11 protein-coding genes are annotated in these 9,702 nt (G+C 65.8%); 5 read left to right on the forward strand and 6 right to left on the reverse strand.

Going from position 1 to position 9,702, the window contains the following annotated elements; all coding sequences use genetic code 11:
* The 4 genes from VL752_RS15760 to VL752_RS15775 form a co-directional block, all read right to left on the reverse strand.
* Positions 1 to 1,251, reverse strand: a 1,251-nt coding sequence (locus tag VL752_RS15760; protein WP_325356810.1) for an ABC-F family ATP-binding cassette domain-containing protein, incomplete at its 3' end; no start/stop codon positions are given.
* Positions 1,252 to 1,349: 98 nt separating this feature from the next.
* The gene (locus VL752_RS15765; protein WP_325356811.1) at positions 1,350 to 1,991 is read right to left on the reverse strand and encodes a LolA family protein; all 642 of its coding nucleotides are present in this window, start codon (positions 1,989 to 1,991) and stop codon (positions 1,350 to 1,352) included.
* Positions 1,992 to 2,069: 78 nt separating this feature from the next.
* Positions 2,070 to 3,053 (reverse strand): UDP-3-O-acyl-N-acetylglucosamine deacetylase, encoded by a 984-nt coding sequence (gene lpxC / locus VL752_RS15770; protein WP_325356812.1) that lies wholly within the window; start codon positions 3,051 to 3,053, stop codon positions 2,070 to 2,072.
* A 160-nt stretch (positions 3,054 to 3,213) separates the two neighbouring features.
* Positions 3,214 to 4,059 carry an NUDIX hydrolase gene (locus tag VL752_RS15775; RefSeq protein ID WP_325356813.1) on the reverse strand — a complete coding sequence of 282 codons (846 nt, stop codon included), beginning with the start codon at positions 4,057 to 4,059 and terminating at the stop codon, positions 3,214 to 3,216.
* 174 nt (positions 4,060 to 4,233) lie between these two features.
* Between VL752_RS15775 and VL752_RS15780 the strand changes: the two genes are divergently transcribed.
* The 3 genes from VL752_RS15780 (at position 4,234) to rpmB (ending at position 6,765) form a co-directional block, all read left to right on the forward strand.
* Complete coding sequence (locus VL752_RS15780) at positions 4,234 to 6,060, forward strand: ABCB family ABC transporter ATP-binding protein/permease (RefSeq protein ID WP_325356814.1); 1,827 nt, start codon at positions 4,234 to 4,236, stop codon at positions 6,058 to 6,060.
* On the forward strand, positions 6,057 to 6,335 hold the full coding sequence (locus VL752_RS15785) for a hypothetical protein (protein ID WP_325356815.1): 279 nt from the start codon (positions 6,057 to 6,059) through the stop codon (positions 6,333 to 6,335). Before VL752_RS15780 ends, VL752_RS15785 begins: the two co-directional genes overlap by 4 nt.
* Positions 6,336 to 6,471: 136 nt before the next feature.
* Positions 6,472 to 6,765, forward strand: a complete 294-nt coding sequence (rpmB, locus tag VL752_RS15790) for a 50S ribosomal protein L28 (protein WP_325356816.1) — start codon at positions 6,472 to 6,474, stop codon at positions 6,763 to 6,765.
* Between the two features lie 54 nt (positions 6,766 to 6,819).
* Here rpmB and moaA read toward each other — a convergent pair whose 3' ends face one another.
* Complete coding sequence (gene moaA / locus VL752_RS15795) at positions 6,820 to 7,842, reverse strand: GTP 3',8-cyclase MoaA (protein WP_325356817.1); 1,023 nt, start codon at positions 7,840 to 7,842, stop codon at positions 6,820 to 6,822.
* Positions 7,842 to 8,024: a DUF3553 domain-containing protein gene (locus VL752_RS15800; protein ID WP_325356818.1), complete on the reverse strand. Its 183-nt coding sequence runs from the start codon at positions 8,022 to 8,024 to the stop codon at positions 7,842 to 7,844. Before VL752_RS15800 ends, moaA begins: the two co-directional genes overlap by 1 nt.
* Positions 8,025 to 8,234: 210 nt before the next feature.
* Between VL752_RS15800 and VL752_RS15805 the strand changes: the two genes are divergently transcribed.
* Together VL752_RS15805 and VL752_RS15810 are read left to right on the forward strand one after the other, a co-directional pair.
* Complete coding sequence (locus VL752_RS15805; protein WP_325356819.1) at positions 8,235 to 9,137, forward strand: UDP-2,3-diacylglucosamine diphosphatase; 903 nt, start codon at positions 8,235 to 8,237, stop codon at positions 9,135 to 9,137.
* The coding region (locus VL752_RS15810) for a glycosyltransferase (RefSeq protein ID WP_325356820.1) at positions 9,134 to 9,702 on the forward strand (569 nt) is incomplete at its 3' end. The genes VL752_RS15805 and VL752_RS15810, both read left to right, overlap by 4 nt.

Raw genomic sequence — 9,702 nt, forward strand, 5'->3', positions numbered from 1 at the left:
CAGGCCCCATTGCGCGAGGCGGGAGCGGCGGGCGGACTCGCTGATCTCCGGCAGCGCGCGGCGGACGATCTCCAGAGGGGTATCGTCGGGGTCCAGCGCCTCGATCTGATGCTGGTGGAACCAACCGACCTTGATGCGGCCCTCGCGCTGCATTTGGCCGGAACGGATGGCGAGCGCCCCCGCCGCCATCTTGGCGAAGGTCGATTTGCCGGCGCCGTTCACGCCCAGCAGCCCGATCCGGTCGTCAATATCGAGGCGGAGATTGAGCCCTTTGAGGATCGGCGGATCTTCGCCATAGCCGACCTCCACACCTTCCAGGCGCATCAGCGGCGGCGCCAGCGGGCGCGCGGGCGAGGGCAGCATGAAGGGCGCCACCCGCTCCTCGATCGTCTCGCCGATCGGTTCGAGCTTGGCGAGGCGCTTCATGCGGGACTGCGCCTGCGCCGCCTTGCTGGCCTTGGCCCGGAAGCGGTCGACGAAGCTTTGCAGATGCGCGCGCTCGGCTTCCTGCTTGGCGCGGGTGGCCGATTGCAGGCGCAGCTTCTCGGCCCGCATGCGCTCGAAATCATCGTAGCCGCCGGTATAGAGGTCGAGCTTGCCCTCGTTCACATGCAGGATGTGCTGCACCGAGTTGTTCAGTAGCTCGCGGTCATGGCTGATGATGAGCGCGGAATAGGGGTATTTCTGCAGCCGCGCTTCCAGCCAGAGCGCGCCTTCGAGATCGAGGTAATTGGTCGGCTCGTCGAGCAGCAGCAGGTCGGGCTGGGCGAACAGAGCCGAGGCGAGCGCCACGCGCATGCGCCAGCCGCCCGAGAATTCGGCCATCGGCCGTTCCAGATCATCTGTCGAGAAGCCGAGACCGCCGAGAATTTCCGCGGCTCGCGCGGGGGCACGGTCAGCGTCGATCTCGCTGAGGCGGCCGTAGATATCGCCCATCCGCTCGGGTTCGGCGGTCTCCAGCTCGGCATAGAGCGCGTCGCGTTCGACATCGGCGGCAAGGATGGTGTCGATCAGCGAGATCGGGGTTGCCGCATGCTCCTGGTCCACGGCGGCGACGCGCGCTGCCTTCGGGATGGCGATTTCGCCGCCATCGGGCTGCAGGGAGCCGAGGATGAGCTTGAATAGGGTCGATTTGCCGACGCCGTTGCGCCCGACCAGGCCGACCTTGGCATTGACCGGCAGGGTCACGGTGGCGCGGTCGAAGAATCGGCGTCCCCAGGCGTTGAAGACGAGGCCGTCAATCTGGATCATGTCGTATTGTGCCGGAAGGAGGGAGGCCGAGCTTGGCCCGAGCCGGCTTCCCTACAGGGTTTTGCCGCAGTGCAATATCGTATTCTGCGGCCTGCGCCTTAGTGCTCGAACTGAGGCCCCACGAAGGTGAACATCCGATCGGGGTAGTTCCCGCCATAGGTCATGTCGTAGAGGCTGATCTGGGTCTTGCGCCCCTGGGCGTCGGTGATGATCCAACTGCGCAGCGTCAGCGGATCGGTCGCGAAGATCAGCGTAATGGTGCCGGCCTCAGGCTTTTCGGTTCGCACCAGGGACAGCTGGATCTGCCCCTTGGCGCGGGCGATGCCGGTCACGGTGACTTTCCCCGAGAGCTTCAGATTGTTTTCCAGCAATAGGCCGAGCGGCGTGCTGGACAGGAAGATGTTCGTCGTCTGCTTCACGGCCGGATCGTAGAAGACCAGCAGCCCGTGGCCGGCGACGAGCAACATCTTGTCCGGCGGATCATATTCGAACCGCATGCGGCCCGGCCGGTGCATCCAGACATTGCCGCCGACGCTGTTGCCGTTGGCATCGACCTGAAGGAAGCGCGCCTTCATGCTGGTGATGCCGTTTAGATAGGCTTCGATATGGGCGATATCCGCCTGGTCTTGCGGCGTATGGGGCCGGGAGGCGGCAAGCTGCGCCGATGCGGGCAGGGAGCCCAGCATGGTCACAGGCAGGGCGACGAGAGAAAGGCAGCCGAGAAGCGTGCGACGGTTCATGGGCTCCGATGTGGCACCGCCACCCGCGCTTGAGAAGTCGTTTCCGATGTAGGCTGCGTTACGGAATGGAAGGGTCGCTCAGGCGGCGGCGGCGGCCATGCCCACGGGCATCTGCATGCTGCTGCCATAGGAGCGGGCGAGCAGCCCGGCCGCCGTCACATGGCGGAAGGCTGTCGGGTCGGCGAAGAGCGCGCGAAGCAGCAGGTTGTTCATGCGGTGGCCCGAACGGCTGCCATTGAAGCGGCCGATCAGCGCCGCCCCGGCAAGAGCCAGGTCGCCCACCGCGTCCAGCACTTTGTGGCGGACGAATTCGCGGGGGATGCGCAACCCCTCGGGGTTGAGGATACGGTCACCCTCCACCACCACGGCATTGGCGAGGCTACCGCCGCGGGCGAGCCCCGCCGCCTGCAACTGCTCGATCTCCTGAGCGAGCGCGAAGGTTCGGGAGCAGGCGAGTTCGGACCGGAACCCTGCCTCGGTCAGCCGCAGGTCGAAGCTCTGCCGGCCAATGGCAGCGGCCTCGAAATCGATCGAGACCGAGAGATCAAGCCCAACCCAGCTGCGACCGGGGGGCAGGGGCTCGATCGTCGCCGTCGCGCCACGATCGGTGACGGAGACGGGGCGGAGGATCTCGATCATGTCCCGAGCCGTGCCGAGATCGGCGATGCCGGCGCAGTCGATCAAAAACAGGAAGGGGGCAGCCGAACCGTCAAAAATCGGGATTTCCGGTCCATCGACTTCGATGATGACATTGTCGATCGCAGTCGCCGCGAGGGCGGCCATGATGTGTTCGATGGTGCCGACGGTCGCTTCCGGGTGGCCCGGGGCCGAGAGCTTGGTGCAGAGCCGTGTGTCGGTAACGAGGTCGAAGCGGGCGGGCAGGTCGATGCAGAGATCGGTGCGGCGAAAGACGATGCCGGTTCCGGCAGCGGCGGGTTTGAGCACGAGCCGCGTTTCGCGACCGCTGTGCAGCCCTGTGCCACAGCAATCGATCGCGTTGCGGAGGGTGCGGGAAGCAGCAGGGATCGCCGATTCCGTATAGTAGCCCGGCAATCCGTCCATGAACTCCATCCTCAACTCTCAAGCCGACACACGGGCGGAACCCGCAGCCTTAACCTAGGGATGAGGAAAGCATTGTGGGATGGCAATCGCCAGTCAATGATTGTTGCCCAGTGTTACCGTGTAGATCTTTGATTTTAAAGCTCTTTGAAAGACGCAATCCTTACGTTCGCGTGAGCACGTGACGCAGGGTGCGGGCTGCACCCTCATCCCGCACCAGCCCTTGGCGTAAAAACAGATCGATGAGGACAAGATTGACGTTGAACTTGAAGGCGTCGGTCTCCAGCACCGTCTCGAAAACCCGTTCGATCGGCCAGAGCTCGAAGCCCGCGACCTCGCCGTCGCTGGGGCTGGGCATGAAATCCTCAGGCAAATCAAGATCGTAACAGTAGAGGAGATCACGGCGCAGCCCTTCGGCGCGTTCCATGTCGTAGCGAATGCGGCCGACGTGCCGTGCGGCGGCGGCGAGCGCGGGCGGCACCGCCGCTTCTTCCTCGGACTCCTTGATCAGCGTCTCCTCGGCGCTCATCCCGGCAGAGACGCCGCCTGCCACAATATGATCGAGCTTTCCGGGGTCGAGAAGTTTGTCCGCTGCCCGGCGGGCGACCCAGAGGTGAAGCCCGTCGGGCTTCCACACCAAGCCGTTGCAATGGACGCCGTGCGAGACGATGCCGAAGGACGGCACGGCGCCGCGGTCGATGCGGGCGAGGGCGGGTCCCGCGTCACTTTCCCGCACGTCGAATTCCTCGCCGCGCCAGCGGAACCAGCTGGCATCGCTCAGGGCACGGGCGATGTCGGGGAGTTCGGCCGCCCGGTCTGCGGGCAGCGTCACGCGGCCGTCGCCGTCCCGGGGGAGGGAGGCCATCTCGGCCAGGGCCTCGGCGAAATCGGGCTTCAGCCAGCCGACGGCATGGCCGCCGACGCGGAAGGGATGGCGATCCCCGGGAAGTGCCGCGTTATGCGCGGCATGAATGTGCCGAAGGAGTTTTTCGGTCACGCGGTCAGCCATGAGCAAGAAGCCTTTGCAAGGGGCGGAGGGCGATGCCACATGCGGGCTATGGCATCTCCCCCGACATCAAATCCTTTGGGCGAAGGCGCAGCCGCAGCACCTCCCTACGAGAAGGATACCGCCCTCCAGACTCTTCGGATGCTGCTTCCATACCTGTGGCCGCCAGGCGACGCCATGGCCCGCTTCCGCGTGGTCGCGGCCTTCGCCTTTCTGATTCTGGCCAAGGTCGCGACGGTCTATGTGCCGATCTTCTATTCCCGCGCCGTCGACGTTCTTGCGCCGAAGGGCGCCCATGCAATCGGCGGAGGTGCCACCGCTGCGGCGATCACCGTGCCGCTCGCGCTCATTATCGGCTATTGCCTGCTACGCATCGCCTCGGGCGCCTTCGCTGAACTGCGAGACGCGGTCTTCGCATCCGTGCAGCAGCACGCGGTGCGCCGCATTGCTCTCGAGACTTTCGAGCACATGCACCGGCTGTCACTGCGCTTTCATCTCGACCGCCATACCGGTGGGCTTTCCCGTGCCATCGACCGGGGCACGCGGGGCATCGAGCAGGTGCTGCGCTTCGCCGTCTTCAACATCCTGCCGACGCTGTTCGAGATGCTGCTGGTCATCGCCGTCATGTGGCGCATCTTCGATTGGCGCTACGCGGCCGTGGTGCTGGTGGCGGTCGGCCTCTACGTCACCTTCACGCTCACCTTCACCAACTACCGGGTGAAGTATCGCCGGCTGATGAATGATTCGGACGCCGATGCGCAGACCAAGGCGGTGGACAGCCTGCTGAACTACGAGACGGTGAAATATTTCGGCAACGAGGCTTTGGAGATCAGCCGCTTCGACCAGGCGCTGGCGCGCTACGAGCGTGCGGCCGTCCGCTCCCAGGTCACGCTCAACATCCTCAATATCGGGCAGGCGGTGATCATCGCGCTGGGGCTCGGCGCCATCATGCTGCTGTCGGCGCGGGAAGTCGCCGCCGGCCACATGTCGGTCGGCCGCTTCGTGCTCGCCAATACCTATCTCATGCAGCTCTACACGCCGCTGAACTTCCTCGGCTTCGTCTATCGCGAGGTGAAGCAGGGGATGGTCGATACCGAGCATCTCTTCCGCCTCATGCGGGTCGGCGCCGAGATCGAGGATGCGCCCGGGGCGCGGCCCTACCGGCCGCAGGGCCATACCGCCGCGCTCGCCTTCGAGGATGTCCATTTCGGCTACAATCCGGACCGCGAAATCCTGAAAGGGGTGAGCTTCACGATCCCCGCCGGCGGCAATCTCGCGGTGGTCGGCCCGACGGGCGCGGGCAAGTCCACCATCACCCGGCTGCTCTTCCGCTTCTACGATATCGCGGGCGGGCGCATCGCGATCGACGGGCAGGACCTCCGTGGCATCACCCAGGACAGCCTGCGCGCCGCCATCGGCGTGGTGCCGCAGGATACCGTGCTGTTTAACGACACTATCCGTTACAACATCGCCTATGGCCGGCCAGGGGCGACGCCGTCCGAGGTGGAGGAGGCGGCGCGCCTTGCCCAGCTGCACGACTTCATCATGGCGCTGCCCCAGGGCTACGAGACCAAGGTGGGCGAGCGCGGGCTGAAGCTCTCGGGCGGTGAGAAGCAGCGGGTCGCCATCGCCCGCACGCTGCTGAAGAACCCCGCCATTCTCATCCTGGACGAGGCGACGAGCGCGCTCGACACCCGGACCGAGCAGGAGATCCAGGCGGCACTTCGCGCCATCGCGCGAAACCGCACTACGCTGACGATTGCGCACCGCCTCTCGACGGTCGTCGACGCGGATGAGATCATCGTGCTTGAGGGCGGGCGCGTCGCCGAACGCGGCAGCCACTGGAATTTGCTCAGCCGCGGCGGCATCTATGCCCGTATGTGGGCTGCCCAGGCCGAACAGGAGGAGGGTGCGGAAGCCGAACGCGCGCTGTCCGCAGAGGCGGACGCGTTCGACGAGCCCAGCCCCGCCGCCCCCCTACCGACGAAGGAAGTGACACCATGAGCCCGACCGACCGACCCGATCTGTCCGATTTCGATCAGGCATCGCCCGAGCTGCGCCATGCCGGCGCGGTCGTCGATCAGGCGATCGAATACATGCTGAAGGAGAAGATCGACCCGATTTCGGTCGCCTCCGCCCTGCTTGGCGGTGCGCTCGGCATGCTGTCGATGAATCTCGACCGGGACGAGGTGCTCGCCGTGCTGGATCAGGCGCGCGCCAGCGTCTCCTCCGGCGAGATGGAGAGCATTTCCCAGCCGCCCGCGCAGGGGCATGCCTGACCCTTCCCACGCGGGCAGGCGGAAACAGGCTGCACGGCTTGACGTGGCAGCCCGCTTTCGCCATAAGCCCGCCTCCGTCGGGAAGCCGCGCAACCTTGCGCGTGGCTTGGCCCACTTGATGTGTTCGAGGTTTCCTATGTCCCGTCGCTGCGAGATCACCGGCAAAGGCGTCATGTCTGGCAACAATGTCAGCCACGCCAATAACAGGACCCGCCGCCGCTTCCTGCCCAATATCCAGGACGCGTCCGTGATGTCCGATATCCTCGGCGCTCCGGTCAGCCTGCGTGTCACCGCGCGCGGCCTGCGCACGATCGAGCACAATGGCGGCATCGACGCTTTCTTGCTCAACACCCCGGCCACGAAGCTTTCGCCCGAGGCGAAGGTTCTGAAGCGCCGCGTGGTGCGTGCTGCCGCCCGCAAGAGCGCCTAACGCAGCCTTGCCACCCCGGCCTGCGGCCGGGGTTCTGCCTCCGAACCGAGCCGATCAGCCGCCCGTCATGCTCATATGGCGGGCGATCTGCGTTGTGGGCGGCGCCTCGGTGATCATGAAATCATGCTTCCGTGGCTTGCGAGCGATCGCCTCGCGCAGGATCGCCTCCATCTCCTGATCTGACGCACCCGCGCGGAGCGGCGTGCGAAGATCGGCTTGGTCCTCCTGCCCGAGGCATAGGAACAGCGTGCCCGTGCAGGTCAGACGAACGCGGTTGCAGGCATCGCAGAAATGGTCGGTCAGCGGCGTGATGAAGCCGATGCGCCCGCCGGTCTCGGCGACCCGCCAGTAGCGCGCCGGGCCGGGCGCCACGCCGCCCGTCTCGGGTTCCGCGTCTCGCCGCAAGGTCCAATGCGACTGCAGTCGCTGGCGGACGGTGGAGAGAGGCAGGTAGCGGTCGAAGCGGTTTTCCCCGGTCTCGCCCAATGGCATCGTCTCGATCAGGCAGAGGTCGAAGCCCTCGCGCCCACACCAGAGGAGCAGATCGTCGAACGCGTCCTCGTTCGTTCCCTTCAGCGCCACGGTGTTGATCTTGATCCGGAGCCCAGCCGCCTTGGCGGCGGCGATACCGGCCAGCGTCTGGTCCAGCCTGCCGCCCCTCGTGATGGTGCGGAAGCGCTCAGCGTCGAGCGTATCGAGGCTGACATTGATGCGCCGGACGCCCGCCGCGTAAAGCCCCGCGGCATGGCGGGCCAGCTGGCTGCCGTTGGTCGTCAGCACCAGCTCCTCCAGGCCCCCCGGCGCGATCTCGGACCCGAGAGTCTCGATCAGCCGCATCACGTCCCGCCGCACCAGAGGCTCGCCACCCGTGATGCGCAGCTTGCGCGTGCCGAGGCGGATGAAGAGGCGGCCGAGCCGCTCCAACTCCTCGAAGCTCAATAATTCCTCGCGCGGGAGGAAGGTCATCTGCTCCTGCATGCAATAGACGCAACGAAGGTCGCAGCGGTCCGTCACCGAGATGCGGAGATAAGAAATCGTGCGGCCGAAAGGGTCGACGAGCGGAGCAACGCTGGTCATTACTCATCCACCAGTTCGAGCGAAACGAGGCGGGCATTGATCAGCCGCTTGCCGGCATCCTCGAAATTCACCGTGATGCGGTCGGCCACGACCGACTGCACCTGGCCGATCCCCCATTCCGGACAGGCCGGATGGCGTACCCAGGCGCCCGGTTCGATGAAGAGAAAGCGGCGGTCGGCCATCGGCGAAGGATAATCCTCTTCATGTCCGGAATCCATACGCTGGGGAATTCCGAAAGGTAACAGGCGAAGTCTCCCCGCCCGGGGTTATTTCCAGCAGATATGGGCAGCAATTGTGACGTTTTGAGTGGTTCATCCAAGTGTCACTAGGGTGCGGGCAGCCAAGCAATTAGTCGATTGCGCGATCGGACATTCGCAACGCGAGTCGCGCCCATGAACGACGTGCCCTACGCTCCCCGCCCGCGACGAACCGCCTCGCAAACCGCGAAGGCACCGCTTTATCGCTCGATCTTCATTTCGGACGTGCATCTTGGCACCAAGGGCAGCAATGCCGAAATGCTGAACGACTTCCTGGCCGACGCGACCTGCGAGCGCCTCTACCTTGTCGGTGACATCATCGACGGCTGGCGCCTGCGCCGCTCCTGGTTCTGGGATCAGCACCATGATGCCGTCCTCCGCACCATCCTGCGCCACGCCAAGCATGGCGCAGAGGTCATCTATATCCCCGGCAATCATGACGAGATGATGCGGGCCTGGCTGCCGCTTGGGCTCGAAATCGCCGGCGTGCGCCTCGCCGAGGAGGCGGTGCATGAGACCGCGGATGGCAAGCGCCTGCTGGTGATCCATGGCGACGCCTTCGATAGCGTGGTGCGCTACGCCAAATTCCTCGCCCATCTCGGCGACCATGCCTATACCCTCGCCCTTGTCGCCAATCGCTGGTTCAACTGGGGGCGCCGCCATTTCGGCTATCCCTACTGGTCGCTGTCCGCCTGGCTGAAGCGCCAGGTGAAGGAGGCGGTGAAGTTCATCGACAGTTTCGAGGTGGCCTTGGCCCAGGAGGCGCGCTCGCGCGAGATGGACGGCGTCATCTGCGGTCATATCCACCATGCCGAGATGCGCCTGATCGGCGAGACCCGCTACTACAACACGGGCGATTGGGTGGAGAGCTGCACCGCGCTTGTCGAGCACCATGATGGGCGTTTCGAACTGATCGACTGGCCGAGCGTGCTGCGGCTCAGCACGGCCGCGACCCCTACCCGCCGCACGGCAAAGCAACGGGAGGAGGAGGTGCTGTCCGAGAGCGAGCCTGATCTGGCCGCGCCGCTGCCCGCATGACCGACTGGCCCCGCCGCGTTGCCATCGTCTCCGACGCCTGGCATCCGCAGGTCAACGGGGTGGTGCGCAGCCTCAGCCAGATCGTGGCCGAGCTGTCGGCGCGTGGCATCGCGGTGGAGGTTTTCGGGCCGGACCGCTTCCGCACCCTGCCTTGTCCCTTCTACCCGGAGATCCGCCTGGCCCTGATGCCGGGTGCGGGCCTTCGCCGCATGCTCGCCGATTTCGCGCCCGACGCCCTGCATATCGCGACGGAAGGCCCGCTGGGCCTCGCCGCCCGGCGCTGGGCGCGGAGCCAGGGGCATGCCTTCACCACCTCCTTCCATACGCGCTTCCCGGAATATGTCGCCGCGCGGCTGCCCTTTCCCCGCGCCTGGACGGAGCGGGCGGTCTATCGCTGGATCAGGCGCTTCCACGGCGCCGGCTCCGCGGTGATGGCGGCGACGCCGAGCCTCATCGGCGAACTCCGCCAGCGCGGCTTCGGCAATGTCTGTCACTGGAGCCGGGGCGTGGACACGGCGAGCTTCCATCCGGCGCTCCGCCGCGAGGAGAGCGATCTGCCGAGGCC

The sequence above is a fragment of the Acidisoma sp. genome, assembly GCF_035492295.1.
GTDB lineage: Bacteria > Pseudomonadota > Alphaproteobacteria > Acetobacterales > Acetobacteraceae > Acidisoma.

What these genes read in the sequence shown, in the direction of transcription:
- VL752_RS15765 (WP_325356811.1), bottom strand. Translation starts at nt 1,991, where the DNA reads ATGAACCGTCGCACGCTTCTCGGCTGCCTTTCTCTCGTCGCCCTGCCT.
- lpxC (WP_325356812.1), bottom strand. Translation starts at nt 3,053, where the DNA reads ATGGACGGATTGCCGGGCTACTATACGGAATCGGCGATCCCTGCTGCT.
- VL752_RS15775 (WP_325356813.1), bottom strand. Translation starts at nt 4,059, where the DNA reads ATGGCTGACCGCGTGACCGAAAAACTCCTTCGGCACATTCATGCCGCG.
- VL752_RS15780 (WP_325356814.1), top strand. Translation starts at nt 4,234, where the DNA reads ATGGCCCGCTTCCGCGTGGTCGCGGCCTTCGCCTTTCTGATTCTGGCC.
- VL752_RS15785 (WP_325356815.1), top strand. Translation starts at nt 6,057, where the DNA reads ATGAGCCCGACCGACCGACCCGATCTGTCCGATTTCGATCAGGCATCG.
- rpmB (WP_325356816.1), top strand. Translation starts at nt 6,472, where the DNA reads ATGTCCCGTCGCTGCGAGATCACCGGCAAAGGCGTCATGTCTGGCAAC.
- moaA (WP_325356817.1), bottom strand. Translation starts at nt 7,842, where the DNA reads ATGACCAGCGTTGCTCCGCTCGTCGACCCTTTCGGCCGCACGATTTCT.
- VL752_RS15800 (WP_325356818.1), bottom strand. Translation starts at nt 8,024, where the DNA reads ATGGCCGACCGCCGCTTTCTCTTCATCGAACCGGGCGCCTGGGTACGC.
- VL752_RS15805 (WP_325356819.1), top strand. Translation starts at nt 8,235, where the DNA reads ATGAACGACGTGCCCTACGCTCCCCGCCCGCGACGAACCGCCTCGCAA.